At 58.5% G+C, this 17,811-nt stretch carries 19 protein-coding genes; 7 read left to right on the top strand and 12 right to left on the bottom strand.

Features of this window, described 5'->3' with window-relative positions:
• Positions 1-82: 82 nt before the first annotated feature.
• Together AC1RO5_RS00550 and AC1RO5_RS00545 are read right to left on the bottom strand one after the other, a co-directional pair.
• Positions 83-982 carry a polysaccharide deacetylase family protein gene (locus AC1RO5_RS00550; RefSeq protein ID WP_493171795.1) on the bottom strand — a complete coding sequence of 300 codons (900 nt, stop codon included), beginning with the start codon at positions 980-982 and terminating at the stop codon, positions 83-85.
• Positions 983-1,151: 169 nt separating this feature from the next.
• The gene (locus AC1RO5_RS00545; protein ID WP_493171793.1) at positions 1,152-2,099 is read right to left on the bottom strand and encodes an ABC transporter substrate-binding protein; all 948 of its coding nucleotides are present in this window, start codon (positions 2,097-2,099) and stop codon (positions 1,152-1,154) included.
• Between the two features lie 295 nt (positions 2,100-2,394).
• On the opposite strand from AC1RO5_RS00545, the gene AC1RO5_RS00540 reads away from it, so the two are divergent.
• Genes AC1RO5_RS00540 through AC1RO5_RS00530 form a run of 3 tightly spaced genes read left to right on the top strand, consistent with a single transcriptional unit; the run spans position 2,395 to position 4,986 of the window.
• Positions 2,395-3,381, top strand: coding sequence for an aliphatic sulfonate ABC transporter substrate-binding protein (locus tag AC1RO5_RS00540; protein ID WP_493171791.1), 987 nt, complete (start codon positions 2,395-2,397; stop codon positions 3,379-3,381).
• 51 nt (positions 3,382-3,432) lie between these two features.
• Complete coding sequence (locus tag AC1RO5_RS00535) at positions 3,433-4,269, top strand: ABC transporter permease (protein WP_493171789.1); 837 nt, start codon at positions 3,433-3,435, stop codon at positions 4,267-4,269.
• 3 nt (positions 4,270-4,272) lie between these two features.
• Positions 4,273-4,986 (top strand): ABC transporter ATP-binding protein, encoded by a 714-nt coding sequence (locus AC1RO5_RS00530; protein ID WP_493171787.1) that lies wholly within the window; start codon positions 4,273-4,275, stop codon positions 4,984-4,986.
• Positions 4,987-5,039: 53 nt separating this feature from the next.
• On the opposite strand, the gene AC1RO5_RS00525 is transcribed toward AC1RO5_RS00530, so the two are convergent.
• The 3 genes from AC1RO5_RS00525 to AC1RO5_RS00515 form a co-directional block, all read right to left on the bottom strand.
• A complete protein-coding gene (locus AC1RO5_RS00525) occupies positions 5,040-5,198 on the bottom strand; it encodes a hypothetical protein (protein WP_493171785.1) in 159 nt (52 codons plus the stop codon).
• Between the two features lie 61 nt (positions 5,199-5,259).
• The gene (locus AC1RO5_RS00520; RefSeq protein WP_162830927.1) at positions 5,260-5,571 is read right to left on the bottom strand and encodes an AzlD domain-containing protein; all 312 of its coding nucleotides are present in this window, start codon (positions 5,569-5,571) and stop codon (positions 5,260-5,262) included.
• Positions 5,571-6,269 (bottom strand): AzlC family ABC transporter permease, encoded by a 699-nt coding sequence (locus AC1RO5_RS00515; RefSeq protein ID WP_007936007.1) that lies wholly within the window; start codon positions 6,267-6,269, stop codon positions 5,571-5,573. The genes AC1RO5_RS00520 and AC1RO5_RS00515 overlap by 1 nt, the downstream gene beginning before the upstream one ends.
• A 417-nt stretch (positions 6,270-6,686) precedes the next feature.
• Here AC1RO5_RS00515 and dapA point away from each other — a divergent pair, with 417 nt between their 5' ends.
• Positions 6,687-7,562 carry a 4-hydroxy-tetrahydrodipicolinate synthase gene (gene dapA / locus AC1RO5_RS00510; protein WP_493171783.1) on the top strand — a complete coding sequence of 292 codons (876 nt, stop codon included), beginning with the start codon at positions 6,687-6,689 and terminating at the stop codon, positions 7,560-7,562.
• 60 nt (positions 7,563-7,622) lie between these two features.
• A complete protein-coding gene (locus AC1RO5_RS00505; protein ID WP_493171781.1) occupies positions 7,623-8,018 on the top strand; it encodes a DUF2784 domain-containing protein in 396 nt (131 codons plus the stop codon).
• A gap of 2 nt (positions 8,019-8,020) precedes the next feature.
• Here AC1RO5_RS00505 and AC1RO5_RS00500 read toward each other — a convergent pair whose 3' ends face one another.
• From AC1RO5_RS00500 to AC1RO5_RS00490, 3 genes are all read right to left on the bottom strand, one after another.
• Positions 8,021-9,598, bottom strand: coding sequence for a sensor domain-containing diguanylate cyclase (locus AC1RO5_RS00500; protein WP_493171779.1), 1,578 nt, complete (start codon positions 9,596-9,598; stop codon positions 8,021-8,023).
• Between the two features lie 247 nt (positions 9,599-9,845).
• Positions 9,846-10,625, bottom strand: a complete 780-nt coding sequence (locus tag AC1RO5_RS00495) for an ABC transporter substrate-binding protein (RefSeq protein ID WP_493172416.1) — start codon at positions 10,623-10,625, stop codon at positions 9,846-9,848.
• A gap of 90 nt (positions 10,626-10,715) precedes the next feature.
• Positions 10,716-11,885, bottom strand: coding sequence for a M20 aminoacylase family protein (locus tag AC1RO5_RS00490; protein ID WP_493171777.1), 1,170 nt, complete (start codon positions 11,883-11,885; stop codon positions 10,716-10,718).
• A 120-nt stretch (positions 11,886-12,005) separates the two neighbouring features.
• On the opposite strand from AC1RO5_RS00490, the gene AC1RO5_RS00485 reads away from it, so the two are divergent.
• Entirely contained in the window at positions 12,006-12,959 is a 954-nt protein-coding gene (locus tag AC1RO5_RS00485) for a LysR family transcriptional regulator (RefSeq protein WP_493171775.1), read from the top strand.
• A gap of 6 nt (positions 12,960-12,965) precedes the next feature.
• Here the strand turns inward: AC1RO5_RS00485 and AC1RO5_RS00480 are convergent, their stop codons facing one another.
• Entirely contained in the window at positions 12,966-13,493 is a 528-nt protein-coding gene (locus AC1RO5_RS00480; protein ID WP_096480646.1) for a DUF3087 domain-containing protein, read from the bottom strand.
• Between the two features lie 228 nt (positions 13,494-13,721).
• On the opposite strand from AC1RO5_RS00480, the gene ppnN reads away from it, so the two are divergent.
• Positions 13,722-15,095 (top strand): nucleotide 5'-monophosphate nucleosidase PpnN, encoded by a 1,374-nt coding sequence (gene ppnN, locus AC1RO5_RS00475; RefSeq protein ID WP_096480647.1) that lies wholly within the window; start codon positions 13,722-13,724, stop codon positions 15,093-15,095.
• Between the two features lie 139 nt (positions 15,096-15,234).
• On the opposite strand, the gene AC1RO5_RS00470 is transcribed toward ppnN, so the two are convergent.
• The 3 genes from AC1RO5_RS00470 to AC1RO5_RS00460 all read right to left on the bottom strand — a co-directional run bounded on the left by AC1RO5_RS00470 (position 15,235) and on the right by AC1RO5_RS00460 (position 17,808).
• Positions 15,235-15,594 (bottom strand): DUF6124 family protein, encoded by a 360-nt coding sequence (locus AC1RO5_RS00470; RefSeq protein ID WP_493171773.1) that lies wholly within the window; start codon positions 15,592-15,594, stop codon positions 15,235-15,237.
• 452 nt (positions 15,595-16,046) lie between these two features.
• Entirely contained in the window at positions 16,047-16,463 is a 417-nt protein-coding gene (locus AC1RO5_RS00465; protein ID WP_493171771.1) for a hypothetical protein, read from the bottom strand.
• Between the two features lie 709 nt (positions 16,464-17,172).
• Entirely contained in the window at positions 17,173-17,808 is a 636-nt protein-coding gene (locus AC1RO5_RS00460; RefSeq protein ID WP_493171768.1) for an SMI1/KNR4 family protein, read from the bottom strand.
• Positions 17,809-17,811 lie beyond the last annotated feature (3 nt).

Here is a 17,811-nt window from a genome sequence, read left to right as displayed (position 1 = left end):
GTATCGCGATCTCCGATATTACGACTGCTACGCAGCCTCGCAGGCTCGGCAGCTGCTACACAGTCAATAGCCCCGACGTCGTTCAGTGAGCATCCCCATCCCATATCCAGTTCCAGATCCCCGGCAAACGAACAGGCTCGGAACTCTGCTTGACGGTGCGCGCCATGGCCGCCCGCTGTAGCGCTGCCGTGTCGTCGTAAAACGGTTTCTGCGCCGTGGCCAGACCTGTGGCGCTGGCACTGTCGAGGAGGATTTGCAGGTATTCGCGGGTATGCCGGGCGGTGTAGCGGTTGAGGTCGTGAAAGGTCACCACCACCGGAATCACCCCGTCCACCGTCGGCAACTCGCCAAGGGCGATGCGCTCGCGGACTTCGGACAGCTGCCGCAGCATATTGGCCCGCCGCCGAGGGCTGGCGTTGAAGCCCCAGATCTTGCCGTCATTGGCGCTCAGGTCGGTCAGCAGTACGTGCATGCCATGCTGTTGGTAGGCAGCAAAGGTGCGCTTGTCGTAGTTCCAGAACGGCGGACGCACCAGGATCGGCGAGGCGCCAGTGATCGCAGCAATGTCTGCGCTGCCATTGGTCAGCGACTGTTCCAGTTGTTCCGGGTCCAGGGAGCGATGGTTGGTGTGGTGGGGCGTGGCCGTGTGGAAGCCCAGCAGATGCCCTTCGGCCTGTTCGCGCCGCATGATCTGGCGGCCCACGTCACTGCCGCCGGCGCCCGAGGCACGGGTCTGCACGAAGAACACGGCTTTAATGTCCGGTTGCAGCGGGTTACGCGCGAGGCTGTCGAGCACGGTGACGGTGGGGTTGTAAAAACCGGAGGCGCTGGGCCCGTCGTCGAAGGTCAGCAGAAAACGGATCGGCGCTTGCGCGCGCAGTCGCTGTTGCGTTTGCGGCGTCATTTCGATGGGCGCGGCGATGCAGCCAAACAGGCCGACTGCAATGGCGAACGCGGATAGAACCTTGATCAACTGCTTCATGTTTTGCCTTGGGCCTGACCTTGCGGCCGTCACGTTTAATGGCAAAAACCCCTCGCCCATTCATCCTTCGATCGGCCCGCCAATCGCTGCGAGCCGAGGTTGGATAAGGGTACACAGTGTTTGGTTCCAGCGCCCGCTCCTGCGGCTGCGTTATGCCCTCGGTTTTCGTTTATTTGGCCAGCACCTGCTGAAACGAGTTGTCGATTATCGGCGCCGTGGCCAGAGCGGTCGGCAGTGCCTTGACCTTGAACAGGAAGTCCGCGGTGCTTTGCAGATCCGCTGCGGCCTGCTGATCCACCGGGCCGACGGTCATGTGCGCCTGGCGCAGCCAATGACGTGACACGTTCTGGTCAAGGTTGGCCTTTTTCGCCCACAGGTCGGCGTACTCGTCGGTGTGGTTGTCGACCCAGGCGCGGGCCTTTTTCAGGCGCACCAGGAAGTCGGCAATGGCTTCGCGTTTGCTGTCGATCGAAGGCGTTGACGCGGCGATGGCGCTGAGGCCGGGCATCAGGTTTTTCGCAGTGAGAATCGGCCGGGCGCCGGAGAACAGAATCTGTTGGGAAATGTACGGTTCCCAGACCGGGAACGCGTCGATGCTGCCCTGGGGCAACGCGGCAGCTGCGTCGATCGGCATCAACTTGATGAAGTCGACGTAGTTGTCCGGCAAATCGGCTTGCTCCAGGGCCCGCAGGGTCAGCTGCTGGCTCCAGGCGCCGGGCCAGTACGCGACTTTCTTGCCCTTGAGATCGGCGATGGATTTGACCGGCGAATCCTTGGGCACCAGCAAGGCGATGGTGTCCGGGTTCTGCCGCGACACGCCAATCAGCTTCACTGGTGCCTGCTTGGCGGCCAGAAACAGAAACCCCGAATCGCCGAGAAAGCCCAGGTCCAACGCGCCGGTGTTCAGCGCTTCGGCCAGCGGCGCGGCGGCCTGGAAGTGCTTCCAGTCGACGGTATAGGGCGCCCCTTGCAACACCCCCGAGGCCTCCACCGACGCACGAATGTTGTAGTAATTCTGATCGCCGACGTGCAACACCACGGGGTCGGCGCCGTAGCTCAATGGCGCGGCAAAAAGGGCGCTGGTCAACAGACCGCGCAGGAATCGGGACAGGTTCATAGAGGGCTCCTGGAACGTTATTTTTATAGACCATAACGCTCTTACAGATACCAAATTAAATTCTATTTATGCATAAGCTCATGACCGGGAACAATCGGTGTCTGCCCAGCAACAGCGACTCAACAGACTGTTTTCCCCGGTGCATTCCGATCCCCCTTCATCCGCCCCAATCCCCGATAAACCGGCAATTCCAGGACATGGCACAGAGCCTGCAATATTCCCATTACGCAGGACGCACTCAAGAAAAATGATTTTTCGGAAATAAGAATCTCGCCGCCTTGCCTGGAGCTGTCCCATGAAACCGATCTTCCGTTTTGCCAACGTCAGGTATCTGCTCAGCGCCTGCGCTCTGGCCCTGAGTTTGCCGACCTTCGCCCAGACGGCTGAAACGCCGCCGGCCGAGGTGCATCTGGACTACGCCTATTACTCGCCGGTCAGCCTGGTGCTCAAGCACTTCGGCTTTCTGGAAAAGGCCCTGCCACAGACCAAAGTCAGCTGGGTGCTGAGCCAGGGCAGCAACCGTTCGCTGGAATACCTCAACAGCGGCGGCGTCGATTTCGCCTCGTCCGCCAGCCTCGCCGCAGTGCTCAGCCGGGCCAACGGCAGCCCGATCAAATCGGTTTACGTGTACAGTCGCGCCGAGTGGACAGCGTTGGTGGTGCGCAAGGACTCGCCGTACAAAACCGTGGCCGACCTCAAAGGCAAAAAAATCGCCGCGACCAAAGGCACCGACCCGTACCTGTTCACCCTGCGCAGCCTGCAACAGGCCGGCCTGACCAAGGACGATGTGGAGCTGGTGCACTTGCAGCACCCGGACGGTCGCACCGCGCTGGAGAAAGGTGATGTCGACGCCTGGGCCGGGCTGGATCCGCACATGGCCGCGAGTGAAGTGCAGGCCGGTTCGCGCCTGCTGTACCGCAACACCCACTTCAACAGTTACGGCGTGGTCAGCGTCACTGAGACCTACGCCAAAGAACATCCGGAAACCATCGAAACAGTACTGAGTGCCTACGAAAAAGCGCGCGACTGGGCGGTGAAAAACCCTGACGAACTGGCGAAGTTGCTCGCCACCGAGTCCGGTCTGCCGCTGGAAGTGGCCAAGCTGCAACTGTCGCGCACCGACCTGAGCAGCCCGCAATTGACCGCCAGGGATGTGATCGCCTCCAAGGCTGCCGCGCCGATTCTGGTCTCCGAGGAACTGGTTCGCCGTGGGGTAAATGTCGATCAAGTGATCGATCAGTTGATCGACACCGGCTTCAAAGAAACCGTGGCCCGTCAGTAACGATTGCCGAATCCGCGCCTGGCGCGAATTCGTCGTCACTGGAGAACACCCATGACCAGCAACAGCAAAGACCTGCCCACCAGCCTGACGCTCCCCGCGCCGCGTCGCCTGAGCAACGCCTGGCCATTGCGCCTCAAGGGCCTGGCCCTGCCAGTACTGATCGTCCTTGTGCTGGAATTCGTCGTGCGCATCGGCTGGCTGCCGTCCTACCAAATGCCCGCCCCGAGCGACATCGCGTTGACGTTGAGAGATCTCGCCGAAGGCACACTCTGGAAGCACATCAGCGCCAGCCTGCTGCGGGTGCTGCTGGGGTTCGCCATTGGCGCCAGCCTGGCGCTGGTGTTCGCCGCATGGGTCGGTTTGAGCCGTGAAGCCGAAGCGTATCTGGAACCGACCTTTGCCGGCCTGCGCTCGATTCCGAGCCTGGCCTGGGTACCGCTGTTGTTGCTGTGGCTGGGCATCGACGAGACCTCGAAAATCGTCTTGATCGCCATTGGCGCGTTCTTTCCGGTGTACCTCAACGGCGTCGCGGCGATCCGCGACATCGATCGCAAACTGGTGGAAGTCGGGCAGATGTACGGTTTCAGCCGGCGTCGACTGGTACGGCGGATTCTGCTGCCCGCCGCCCTGCCCGGCCTGTTCACCGGGTTGCGCAGCGGCATGAGCCTGGCCTGGATGTTTCTGGTGGCCGCCGAGCTGATCGCCGCGACCAAAGGCCTCGGTTATTTACTCAGCGACGGGCGCGAAACGTCACGCCCGGACATCGTGCTCGCCGCGATCATCGTCCTGGCACTGCTGGGCAAACTCAGCGACGGCCTGCTCGCTGGCCTGGAGAAACGCTTCCTGGCCTGGCGCGACACCTTCAACGGCCAAAGCGCAGAGGATTGAGCCATGACCGAACACCTGCTGGACATTCGCCTCGAGCGCAAAGCCTTCGCCGCCGCCACCGTCCTGAAAAACATCCACCTGCAATTGCAACCCCGGGAAACCGTCAGCCTGCTCGGCCCCAGCGGTTGCGGCAAAAGCACCTTGCTGCGGATCATCGCCGGCCTGGAAAAAGACTTCCTGGGGGAGCTGCGCAACAACGCCGGCGAAGTCGCCTTCGTGTTTCAGGAACCGCGGCTGATGCCCTGGCTGACGGTCGAGCAAAACATCGGTTTCAGTGCCGACAGCGATTACGACAAGGCCTGGGTCGCGCAACTGATCGAAGAAGTCGGCCTCAGCGGTTTCGCCCAAGCCCTGCCCAAAGCGCTCTCCGGCGGCATGGCGCAACGGGTCGCCATCGCCCGCGGCCTCTACTCGCGACCGCAGGTTTTGCTGCTGGACGAACCCTTCAGCGCGGTGGACGCCTTTACCCGGATGAAACTCCAGGACCTGTTGCTGCAACTGGCCGAGCGCCACGCCATCGCCCTGTTGCTGGTGACTCACGACGTCGATGAAGCGCTGTACCTCAGCGACCGCGTGCTGGTGATGGACAACCGCCCCAGCAGCATTCGTCAGGAACTGGCGGTGGAACTGGCGCATCCCCGTGACCGGCGCGATCCCTTGCTCGCGCGGCTGAAGGCATTGTCGTTGACCGAGTTGCAACGGGCGCATGTCATCTGAAACTAAAAAGCCCCGCCATCAATTGGCGGGGCTTTTGGCTATGTGCAAGCGGATCAGGGCTTCAGCGGGCGTTCCTGGTCGCGGTCCGACAGTTCTTTACCGTCGTCGGGGTGCTTCCAGTCCGGCGTCGAACGCTTCTGCCGCTCGATTTCTTCTTCCGTCGGTTCATCGGTGTCTTCATCCAGGTCCGGACGCTTTGGTTCAGTGGCCATGTCCACCTCCCGTCCTCAAGGGATCATCCGTTAAGCGTAGAACAGTTTCACGCCGGACGACTCAGAGCCACCAGCGCAGCAAAAAGAAAAAGCCCATGCTCAACAACATGCTGAGCAGAGTATTGCGGGTGTAAAGCACCAGGCCCACGGCCACCAGCGAACTGATCAGGTAGGGGTTGTCCCACTGCAGGTTCAACTGTTTGTCGGGCATGAACACAATCGGCCCGCAGATCGCGGTGAGCATGCCCGGGACCGCGAAACCGAGGAACTGCCGGGCATTGCTGCTCAAGCGCACCGGCAGCCGAGGTTCGAGAAATACGTAGCGGTTCAGGAATACCAGCAGGCCCATCCCGATAATCACAGCCCAGACCATCATGTGCGCCCCACGTAGAGTTTGTTGCAGATAAACCCTGCAGTCATGCCCGCCAACCCCGACAGCACCAGCGCCGAGCCCCATTGCCAATAGCTGAACAGCACCGAACAGAACAGCGAGACCGCCACGCAAACCACCGTCGGCACGTTGCGCACCACCGGCGTGATCAAGGCGATAAAGGTCGCCGCGATGGAGAAGTCCAGCCCGAGGTGTTCAAGGCCCGGAATGCTGCTGCCCAGCACAATGCCCGCCAGGGTGAAGAGGTTCCATGCGATGTAAAACGTCAGGCCCACACCGAGGGCGTACCAGCGATTGAACTGCTGCTTGTCATGCTGGCTGGTCAGGGCGAACAACTCGTCGGTGAGCAAAAAGCCCAGCCCGATACGCCAGCGGCCCGGCAATGGGGAAATCACCGAACGCATGCTCATCCCGTACAGCAAATGCTGGGAGGTCAGCAGCAACGTGGTCAACAGAATCGAAAAGACCCCGGCGCCGCCCTTGAGCATGCCAATGGCGACCAATTGCGCCGCGCCGGCAAACACGATGCTCGACAGCCCCTGGCCTTGCAGGGGCGTGAGGTTGGCCTCGATGGCCATGGAACCGGCCAGCAATCCCCAGGGCGCGGTCGCCAGGGACAACGGCATGATGGCCGCGGCGCCACGAAGGAATGCACTGCGCGGCATGAGTAAGTTGGACATAACGCTCTACAACCAGGGAAAGACTTCAGACTGTGCCAGCAGTCATGGCCGATGGCTTGAACAATCTTGCGCACTTGCGAGACCACGTCTTGTTTTGCTGTTTATGTGCCGGGTCCGCTGATTTCACGATTGACAAATACTCCGCCGGCTTTTAAAACTGGGCGCCTCATTCAGGGTGTAAGCAACCATGTCCGCAACCTTCAACCTCAACACTGTCGTCATTGGCTTGATTGCCAAGGCGCAAGGTTGCGTTGCGCACGCCCCTAAATCGAAGAAACAGTCGCTCATGTGACCGGGGCGCGCTGTCCCGTCAGATGAGCTGACAGGACATTGAGCGCGACGGACACCCCTCCTCTTGCTGACTTCCTTCTACGCTTCTGACGGTGACGAAATCGGTCAACCTTCAGGAGAAAGTGCATGTCATCGTTTCAAGGTATCTGGGTTCCCATCGTTACGCCGTTTCACAACGGTGCGATCGACTTTGCCGGGCTGCGACGGCTGGTCAGTCATCTGCTGGAAAAAGGCGTCGATGGCATAGTCGTCTGCGGCACCACCGGGGAAGCCGCGGCGCTGGGTAAACACGAGCAACTGGCCGTGCTCGATGCGGTGCTGGAACAGGTTCCGCCAGAACGCGTGGTGATGGGCCTGGCCGGCAACAACCAAACCGAGTTGCTGCAATTTCAGAGCGAAATCCTGAAACGTCCCCTGGCGGGCTTGCTGGTGCCGCCGCCCTACTACATCCGCCCTTCCCAGGCCGGCCTCGAAGCCTTTTTCAAGACCGTCGCCGATGCGTCCAGCGTCCCGATTATTCTCTACGACATTCCCTATCGCACCGGCATAGCCTTCGAGCAGGCGACCCTGCTCCGGATCGTCGCCCATGAGCGGATCGTCGCGATCAAGGACTGTGGCGGCAACCCAGCCAACACCTTCGCGCTGCTCTCCAGCGGTAACGTCGACGTACTGTGCGGTGAGGACAATCAGATCTTCGGCGCACTATGCCTGGGTGCCAAAGGCGCGATTGCCGCCTCGGCCCATGTTCATCCCGAACTGTTCGTGACGCTGTATCAACAGATTCGCGACAACCGTTTAGCGGCCGGCCGAACGACCTTCTTCCAGTTGCTGCCGCTAATCCACAGCCTGTTCATCGAGCCCAATCCCGCTCCGGTGAAAACTGCCCTGGCCCTTGGAGGATTGATCCACGACGAGCTGCGAGCGCCAATGCAACGCAGCAGTGAAAGCACGACGGTGCGTTTGAAAGAAGTACTGACAGCGCTTGAAGGCGGCAATCGATAGAGCACAAGCGTCCAGCCCGAGTACCATGGAGCGATTCACCTAACGCGTCAGGGAATCGACATGTTTTACCGGATCGCCGCCGACGGGCTGGTGCTGTCTCACTTGTTGTTCATTCTGTTCGTGCTGTTCGGCGGGCTGCTGGTGCTCAAATGGCGCCACCTGATCTGGTGGCACCTGCCCGCCGCTGCATGGGGCGTGATCGTGGAAGTCTTTCACCTGGCGTGCCCGCTCACCGAATGGGAAAACCGCATGCGCCACGCGGCCGGGCAAACCGGTTACGGCGGCGGTTTTATCGAACATTACGTGTGGCCGATCATTTATCCGGCCGGGCTGACGCCCACGATTCAGCTGGGGCTGGGTAGCGTGGTGCTGGCGCTCAACGTGTTGATCTATGCGCGGCTGTTCCGGCAATGGAAGCATCCGACCCGTTCAGGCAGTAACCACCGCGCCGGTTGAACTCAGTTGGCAATGACGCTCATGTTCCGGCCACTGGCCTTGGCCACATACAGCGCCTTGTCCGCGGCACCGACGACGTCGTCGGGCTGGGCTTGCGAAGCCGGGTCGTAGGCGCAGACGCCCAGGCTGACCGTGACTACGCCTTCTACGCCTCCAACGTGTTTGATGTCGGCCTGTTGAACCGCACGGCGGATATTTTCCGCCACCAGAAATGCCCCCACATAATCGGTGGCGGGCAGCACCACCGTGAACTCCTCACCACCGAAGCGGGCCGCGAGATCGCCGGGGCGCTTGATGTTTTCGGTGATGATCGTGCTGATTTTGCGCAAACACTCATCACCCGCCAAATGACCATAGTGGTCATTGAAGCTCTTGAAGTGGTCGACATCGATCATCAGCAGCGCAAGATGGGTCTGGCTACGCCTGGCGCGGCCCATTTCCGCGAGAATGAACAGGTCGAATTGACGCCGGTTGGAAAGCCCGGTCAGTGCATCCTCCAGCGCCAGCAACTCAAGGCTGCGGTTGACCTCAATGAGTTTGTCCTGAGTCTCCAGCAGATTGTTCTGAATATGATTCTGCTGCTTCATGAGGCGGATCAGGCGATAACCGAGAGCCCCCAGAAACCCCAGCAGCAACAGGACGATACCCGCACTGAATATCGACTCCTGCCGCCAACTGGCCAGGACCTCATCCTTGTCGAGCGCGGCAAAGACGACAAGCGGATACCCCTCGACCCGCCGAAACCCCACGACCCGCACCACCCCATCCACATAAGACCTCACCGTTGCCGTACCGGAATCGCCCTTGGGCAACAGTTGGGTAAACAGCGGTCCTTTGGCGACACTGGTACCGATATCGGCTTCATTGAACGGGCGCCGAACGACGATGGTGGCGTCATCGGCGATCAGGTTGATCACCCCGTTATTGCCCATGTCGATACTGTTGTACAAATCCAGGAAATGCTTGAGGTAGATCGAAGCCACCACCACGCCGGCAAACCGGCCATCAGCGTGATTGATCCGGCGTGACACGGTCATGATCCACTCACCGGTCGACCGACTTTTTATCGACGGACCGATATGAGGACCGCGGTCGGGATGATCACGGTGGTAGATGAAATATTCACGGTCGGAATTATTGGCATTGGGCGGTATGACGTTAATGGCGTTGGCGAGCCAGCGTCCTTCTTCGTCGAACACGAACAGCCCATGGATCTGCGTCAGTTCACTGCGCTGGGCCTGGAGCAAACGTTGCAGCCGGGGAAATTTTTCCGGTTGCATGCCGTCGATTTCGAGGCGGTCCACCAGGGAAAACAACAGCGTGTCGGCCTGTTTGATCGATGCCTGCGCCTGCGAGGCCAGGGTTTGCGCCAGGTTGGACATCGCCACTTCGCTCTCACGCAGATGGTACTGACGCGAGTTCCAGCTTTCACCGATCACAATGGCCATCAAGGACAGGCACACCGCAATCAGCAGAGAAACCGCGTATCGAACCTTGAGTTTCGACTCAACCGGCTCGGGCACCCAAGGCGTGGCGAACCGGGTGTGTTCAATACGATCTTTGACGGACGGATGCCCCATGACGCTCCCTGAATCCCTTATGACATGGCGACTTTTCCCGTTCGCCCTTTTAGCGCCAGCCAGCCGTGACCGGCGCTCAAACCATTACAACCCGACACCGATACGATAGGTGATTTGCACGAGAACGCTCATCGAAATCATCCGCCGGATCAACAAGGATGATAGCACCCATTACTTAAGGCTCCCCGCCAGAAACTGCTTCAACCGCTCGCTCCGAGGCTGCTTCTGTTTCAGGTATCGAGAGGCGTCATTTCGCGCCGTAGACGTCGAAATCGAAGTACTTTTTGTTGATCCGCTCGTAAGTGCCGTTGGCCAGAATCGTCGCCAGCGCTTTGTTCAAGTCTTCGCGCAGCTCGACATCACTCTTGCGCAAGCCGATGCCGTCACCGACGCCGAAAAAACCGGGGTCATCCAGGGTGGCACCCGCAAATTCATAGTCCTTGCCCCGCGCAGTGTTCAGAAACCCGTAACTGGCCTGGATCGCGCCCTGCAGCGAGGCATCGAGTCGCCCCACTACCAGGTCGGCGTACACCTGGTCCTGATTCTGATAGGAGAGAATGTCCACGCCCTTCGAACCCCAGACAGCTTTGGCATAAGCCTCCTGGGTCGACCCCTGCTCCACGCCAATACGCTTGCCCTTGAGCGACTCCAGGGAGGGCAGCAAGCCCGATCCACGCCTGACCACCAAACGTGCCGGCGCATTGGACACCTTGTCGGTAAACGCAATCTGCTCCAGGCGCTTGGGCGTAATGGTCATCGACGAAGCCACCGCGTCGAACTTGCGCGCCAGCAGGGCCGGAATCATGCCGTCCCAGCTGCTTTCAACCCAGACGCAGCGAGCATGCAACTCGGCGCAAAGCGCCTCGGCGATGTCGACCCCGAAGCCGGTCAGCGTGCCATCCTGGTTCTTGTATTCCAGCGGTGGGTAGGTGGGGTCGATGCCCAGCTTCAATACTTTGCCGGACCAGTCGGCCGCCCCGGCCAGGCCGGATGCCGTGAACAACACCAGTGATACAGCCGCGATCATTTTATTCATTGTTATTTTTCCTCTATGGGCTCGCCGAGCCAGGTTACCGACAGCTTTTTGTACAACCGCAGCGCTTGAAAACGCCGCCGCTCAACGCAGAAAACCCTCGACCAGCTTCACCCAATAACTCGCCCCGATCGGCAGGCAGGCATCATTGAAGTCGTAGCCGGGGTTGTGCAGCAGACAGCCGCTGTCGCCCTGGCCATTGCCGATCACCAGATAGCTGCCCGGGCACTTTTCCAGGATGAAAGCGAAGTCCTCGCTGGCGGTGAAGGGGCGCAGGTCGTCAATCATTTGTCCTTCGCCCAGCCAGTCCTGCGCGACCTGACGGGCGAACGCTGTCTGCTCGGGATCATTGATCAACACCGGATGACAATGCTGATAGTCGATATGGGCCTGTGCGCCGAAACTGGCGGCCTGGCCCTCGACCAGCTCGGTAATTCTGAGCTCGAGCAGCCGGCGAACCTCAGGGGTCAACGCTCGCACGCTCAGGCTCATTTCGGCGAACACGGGAATGACATTCGAGGCGCTTCCGGCATGGATGGAACCCACCGTGATAATGGCCATGTCCTGTGGGTTGACGTTGCGCGACACGATGCTTTGCAAGGCAATCACGATCGAGGCGCACACCACCACCGGATCGATGGCCTTGTGCGGCACCGCGCCGTGGCCGCCGTGGCCGATGATTTTTATCGTCACCGTATCGGCAGACGCCATGAACGGGCCGCTGTAAAACCCCAGATGCCCGACGGGATAACCCGGTACGTTGTGCATGGCAAACACCGCCTCACACGGGAACCGTTCGAGCAGGCCGTCTTCAAGCATTTTCCTGGCACCGCCCAGCCCTTCTTCGGCCGGCTGGAAAATCAGATGCAATGTGCCGTTGAACGCCCGGGTTTGCGCCAGGTATCGAGCGGCCGCCAGCAAGGTTGCGGTATGCCCATCGTGGCCGCAGGCATGCATCACACCGTCAATCCGGCTGGCATACGGCAAGCCGGTGGTTTCCTGAATCGGCAGTGCATCCATGTCGGCGCGCAAGCCAACGGAGCGCCCCTCACCGTTTTTCAGCGTCGCGACAACCCCAGTCTGGCCCACACCGGTGCTGACCTCAAACCCCCACTGCGTCAAACACTGAGCAACCCGCTCACTGGTGGCGAATTCCTCAAAGCCCAACTCGGGGTGCGCGTGAATGCTGTGCCGCAAAGCGATCATTTCATCCTGGATCGCTGCAATACCAGGCAAGACAGGGCCGGCGTTCATTGTTGTATTCCCTCGATAGGTCTGGGCGGCTGTTGGGGTCGATCTTAGGGAACGGAATCCGGGCTGGGGAGACGCAGTTTGGTTATGATGACAACCATTGGTTGTCGTCATGGTGGGCATATGAAACTGCATCAACTACAAGCACTGATCGCCAGCGCCGAAACCGGCAGCATCCGCGCGGCCGCTCGCTCGCTGGATATGTCCCAGGCCGCGGTGACCAAAGCACTTCGCGAACTGGAAACCAGCCAGCAGTTGCCGCTGTTCACCCGAACGCCCAACGGCCTGAACTTCACGGAGTACGGCAAAGTGCTGCTGACTCACGCCCGGCTCGTGATCAAGCAACTCGAACATGCGCAGACAGAGCTCGATCACCTGCGAGGCAAGGCTCAGGGGCGGCTCTGTGTCGGGATCACGCCATGGATTGCCTTGACCTTCTTGCCCGAAGTGGTACTGGCCTTTCGGGAGCGAATGCCGGAAATCCGGCTGGAGTTGTTCGAAAGCCTGATGGCCGTGGCCCAACCGCTGCTGCGCGATGGCAGCATGGATTTTGCGATCGGCCAGCTTCACCCGGCGCAATCAACCCAGGAATTTGCCTGCGAAACCCTGCTCGATTACCAAACGTCGGTGTTGGTCCGCCAGGGCCATGCACAACAGAATGCTCGATCGATCCATGAGCTGCTGGAGCAGAACTGGACCTTGAACTACGCACCGGACGGTCACGATGGGCTGATGCAGGAGTTGTTCTGGAAACACGGTGCGCAGATTAATGAGAGCCGAATCGTCCGCGCCCATTCACTGGCCATCCTGCAAATGATGGTTGAGCGGGCCGACATGTGCACCTGGGGGCCCTCCATCGTGAGTATCGCCCCGCCCTTTCTCGGCCGAGTGGTTTCCCTGGGGCTGACCGAACAATTCGAACCCAGGCAGTTGAGCATCGTGACACGCCGCAATGGTGCGCTGAGCAATTCGGCACTGTGCTTCACCGATTGCCTGTTGCAGGTCATTCGGCGTCATGCCCGCTCGGCCAAAAAGGAAGACCGACAACTCTTTGAAACGCTGCACCTGCGGGTTTGAGAGAGATCAGGCGCGCGTCTGTTTCAATGACTCAAGCCAGGCCGGATTCAATTGCGTCTGCTCAGTATCGATGCCCAGTGCTTGCATCCGCGCCGCGTGTTGATCCATCTCGCGCGCCAGCTGACTATGATCGCTGGAGTTGCCGTCCAACTGGTGCATCTGGCTCAGCCCCAAGTGATAAAAACGCAGCAGTTTCATGGCGGCAGGGTCGCCCTGCTCCACCGCCGCCGTCACCTGATGCATGACGTTGGTGACGCTCATCAGGCTGCGCTTGAGCTGCCAACCATAGACCGCTGGCGCCATCCACTCCTGGCTCCAGAACTTGCCGCGCATCAGCGCCACCGTCAGCAACAACGCGGCAAACACACCGCCCACGTTGAACCGCAGATTATCGCCGCCGGGTTCACCGAACAACGTCACCGCCGCCGTCGACAGCACCATCGCCAGCGCCAGGAACATCAGGGCGATGATCACCGTGCTGCGCCGCGTCTGGCGTCGATAGGTTTCGGCATTCATTGGCTGGATTTCGAACATCGCGACGGGGTTCCTTGCATCGGTGGTAAAAGGCGCTGTGACAAAAAGACTGCGAGGCATTATCGCCTCCCGGAAGGATTTAGCTATGCTGGAGCTCCTTTTCATCTTTTCATCGTCAAACGGGAGCATGGCGATACAGCGCAGTTCGTGCCATCTTCATCATGGATACACACTATTCGGATGCCATGCGCCGTTGCTGGCGGGTGACATCGTTTTAAGGATCATTGAATGACCCAACGACATGTAATCAACGCCTCGGTCAGCCCTAAAGGCAGCCTGGAAACGCTCTCCCAGCGTGAAGTACAGCAACTGAGCGAAGCTTCATCCGGCATCACCTACACCCTCTTCCGCCAGTGCGCCCTGGCCATCCTCAATACCGGCGCCCACGTTGATAACGCCAAGACCATCCTGGAAGCCTACAAAGACTTCGAAATCCGCATTCACCAGCAAGACCGTGGCGTACGCCTGGAACTGCTGAACGCCCCGGCCGACGCTTTCGTCGATGGCGAAATGATTGCCAGCACCCGCGAAATGCTCTTCAGCGCCCTGCGCGACATCGTCTACACCGAAAACGAACTCGACGCCTTGAGCATCGACCTGAGCACCTCCCAGGGCATCAGCGACTACGTCTTCCACCTGCTGCGCAACGCCCGCACCCTGCGCCCCGGCGTCGAGCCGAAAATCGTGGTGTGCTGGGGCGGCCACTCGATCAACACCGAAGAATACAAATACACCAAGAAAGTCGGCCACGAACTCGGCCTGCGCAGCCTGGACATCTGCACCGGTTGCGGCCCTGGCGTGATGAAAGGCCCGATGAAAGGCGCGACCATCGCCCATGCCAAGCAACGCATCCACGGCGGCCGTTACCTCGGCTTGACCGAACCTGGGATCATCGCCGCCGAAGCGCCAAACCCGATCGTCAACGAACTGGTGATCCTGCCGGACATCGAGAAACGCCTGGAAGCGTTCGTGCGGGTCGGCCACGGCATCATCATTTTCCCCGGCGGCGCGGGCACGGCCGAAGAGTTCCTGTACCTGCTCGGCATCCTGATGCACCCGGACAACCAGGACCTGCCGTTCCCGGTGGTCCTCACCGGGCCGAAAAGCGCCGCGCCGTATCTGGAGCAACTGCACGCCTTCGTCGGCGCAACCCTCGGTGAAGAAGCGCAGCAGCACTACGAGATCATCATCGACGACCCGGCTGAAGTGGCGCGGCAGATGACTCAAGGCCTCAAAGCGGTCAAACAGTTCCGCCGCGAGCGCAACGACGCGTTCCATTTCAACTGGCTGCTGAAGATCGACGAAGGCTTCCAGCGCCCCTTCGACCCGACCCACGCCAACATGGCCAACCTGCAACTGAGCCGCAACCTGCCGTCCCACGAACTGGCCGCCAACCTGCGCCGCGCGTTCTCCGGCATCGTCGCCGGCAACGTCAAGGACAAGGGCATCCGCCTGATCGAAGAACACGGGCCGTACCAGATTCGCGGTGATGCCGAGGTCTTGCAGCCTCTGGACCACTTGCTCAAAGCCTTCGTCGCCCAGCACCGGATGAAACTGCCGGGTGGTGCGGCGTATGTGCCGTGTTACCAAGTGGTGGCTTGATTCCACAGAGCTCCAGGATGATCGTTCCCACGCTCTGCGTGGGAATGCAGCCCGGGACGCTCTGCGTCCCCTGGGGAGCTGGAACGCGGAGCGTCCCTTGAGGCATTCCCACGCAGAGCGTGGGAACGATCAATCCTCGCTAGCCTTGTGGATCGAGGTTATCCAGCACCCGGTTGACGGCCAGTTCACCGAGCATGACCACCGATTGAATCCCCAACATCACATTGCGATGTGGCATGTCCATCAATCCGGCGAACTCACTGAGCATCATGCTCGCTGACGCCAGGGATTCGCAGGCGTTGACCAGCAGGGTTTCGTTATCGACCTTCGCACCCACATGGTAAATGGTGCTGGGTTTGCGCTTGGTGTCTTTGGGGATGGGCGGCTTGAGGTAGTGGTCGAGGGCGCGGTCGGCGGCTTCGTGGAGTTTTTTGGAATCGAGGGATTCGTAAGGGGAGACGTCGTCGGTTTCCGGCGGATTGGGTGTGGCTTTGAACATAGTGATGCTCCTTGATTAGTGGAGCCGCCACGGTTCGCTGCGAAACGAAGGGAGGTGGCAGCTGTACGCAGGTTCGCAGACCGGGAATCAAGGAACCCGGCAGACCCGAAGATCTCCCGCGCACAGCCGCCATAACGCAATCCAGTAGACGAAAAAAAGCGCCAACTGAAAGGGAACGGTGGCGCAATGCGCCTTGATTGACCCGGGCTGCGAAACCCGATCGCTGATTCATCAGCGACCCGCAAACGATAGAGCCCGGCCTCAAGGCGTACAAGCCGGCGGATTCTGGCGTAGTCGTAGGCAACGGCGCAAGGCTGTGTAGCCTGAGTGAGTATCTGGAGATGTCGATTAAACATCGCCTGTTTATCGGTCTCACTTTGGGTTTTGCGGTGGATAGGCTGGCCCCTCCCCCCCAATACAATCTCTTTTTACTCACATGAATCAGCCCATAACTAATAGCGAATCCACTTTCCCGTACTTATTATTTCCGGACTATTACAATCAACCAAATAAAGCCATTCTGGATCATGCCCTACCGTACCTACCAAGACCCCTAGCGCGTCAGGATGATTGGGCATTGCAGCGTAGTGGACGGCCCCTATATAACTGCCTTCACCCTCGGGATTGTGCAGTTGAAAACGTAATGAGCCGTCAGCATTATAAATCGCAGCGTTATTAGGAAAATCAAAAAACCAGGGAGCTTCAGGACAATTAAATCTTGAAGGCTCCTTATCAAAAACAACCAAAACGCCAGTTCTATCAGGAAGCAAATTAAGCCTCTCATGCACCGGCATACTAATTTCAACACCACCATTTAAAACTAAAACCTGCTTAACATTTACAACCCTATGCTCTTGAGCATAGATCATATTTTTTTGAGCTCATCGAAACCTGTACATACCCCATCCCAACGGACGAACTGTTCGAGGAGCTGCCCACCATCAAACTCCCTCCTTGTTCTAACCTCACTAATTAACTGCATCACTCCAGCAACCTCAACGAGTTCATATTAACTTCATACATTTCCGGGTTAGTTCGGGGCGCCTTATCCATAGCATTAGGGGACAGACCATGTTTTTGCTTACCCGTCAAAAGATAATCGTGGTCTATCCCCTATTCCCACTTCGGGTTTTGTGGTGGATGGGCTGAACTCATTGCGAGAGCCAATGCCAACGACAGCCCCGCTACTGCAGCTTCTCCACACCAAGCCATTTGCAGAATGTTTCATACACAAAATCGTATGCTTGCTCCTCTGTATCAAGCACCGCAAGCTCAGCAGGTTTGTCACGCTCTACAAAATAAACCTTCCACTTGTCATTCTCTGCAACGACGCACACACAATCGCTGTGTCGGATCTCACCCAAAGAATAGCTAGTCGCATTAACACCGATAGCAGAAAGATTAGACAGCAATTGTTCTTTTTTTTATTTTGAAGACCCTTTAAACATCTATTATCTAAATACCATTTAACTGAATTTAAAAACAAGGGGGCAGATTTATTTCCAGGCCACTACACCCTAAGCAAACAAATAAATCCGCCCCCCGCTTTTATATAAATCTGTTATCTGCCATCAAAAATTAGCTGTCAAGATTGAATCTAATCTGGGCACCGTCTGGCAGGCCTTTAATTTGACTGGCTATATCAGCTCTAAATCTCATCCCCTCCACAGCATCAGCCAAGTACAAATTATCCAACACAAATTCACCGCCCAGTACGAACGGAACCTTAGGTAACAAACGCTTCCCGGCAGGGAGCTGACCGTTCTGCTTTTGCCATTGATGCGCTAACGGATAGCCCGTAAGCACCTCATAATCACTGAGGAGCATTTGTACCCAGCTTTCAATATCATCAGCCAAGTACTCTAACGAGCCTGTTTCTGGGTCAAAGGTATAGACCTTGCTATCTTTAATGCAGAACTGCCCACCAAAAACATCTTCAGCAAAAAAAAGGCAACCATCGGCCAGGCCTTTGTAGCCACTGCGCCACAGAGTACTCTCGTTCCAATCACAAATACCAATTTCGTGCTGACTAGAGTGTGTTGGAAATACATGCAAAGCGCTTTCTAGAGCATAAAAACCATTACGCTGACACAGCATTCCCAAAAGTTGATCAGCTAAAGTTCCTGCCAATCTACGCGATTGCCCTAACATTTCCGGTTCATGCTCGCTCAAAGATGAACTTGCGTTCGATAACAATTTATCCAAGCTGGCCATATT

It is taken from the genome of Pseudomonas sp. GW822-FHT02G04, assembly GCF_058802085.1.
The sequence above is the reverse complement of the archived record's forward strand: the minus strand, read 5'-3'. Positions and strand labels throughout refer to the sequence as shown.